Raw genomic sequence first — 618 nt, 5'->3', positions numbered from 1 at the left:
CCTAATTGAAGTTGCACATAACAAGCGACCAGTTCTTGAGTGTCAATATGATAAACAAGGGCGCCTTGTTGAATTGTTGAACGCAAAGACAGAACAAGTAATAACAACATATATCTATGACGATCAAGACGATCTTGTTAGTGCGAAGAATGATTTGGGTTTGACTGAGCGATATGAGTATCAAGACCAACATTTGATAGCCAAACGTGTGCGACCAACAGGGTTTACGCATTACTTTGAATGGTCGGGAGAAGGCTCGAGTGCTAAGTGCATTAGAAACTTTGGCGACTCAGGTATTTACGATTATCGATTCCATTATGAGGGCGCAAAGTCCTCTTATTCTGACTCTTTAGATAATGAGTGGACTTTCATTCATGATGAGCAAGGTCATCTGCTTGAAAAATCGAGCCCGACAGGAAGAACGTGGCAATGGCACTATGATCATTTAGGGCGTAAAGAGAAAGCGGTATTCCCAGATAACTCGACAACACAGTACCAGTACAATCAGCAAGGCCAATTAATTTCCAAATTGCACTCTTCCGGTGCTCAAATTCAATATGGTTATGACAGCTTAGGTAAGCTTGTAAAAACGGTATCTCCTGATGGTGATCTTGAAAA

At 41.3% G+C, this 618-nt stretch carries 1 pseudogene; it reads left to right on the top strand.

Annotated features, from left to right (window positions below):
- Positions 1-618 (top strand): annotated as a pseudogene (locus tag R7Z49_RS26025) (type IV secretion protein Rhs); the annotation flags it as partial.

This window comes from Vibrio sp. 1562 (assembly GCF_033340155.1).
GTDB lineage: Bacteria > Pseudomonadota > Gammaproteobacteria > Enterobacterales > Vibrionaceae > Vibrio > Vibrio alginolyticus.
This window is presented reverse-complemented; position numbering and strand designations above follow the sequence as displayed.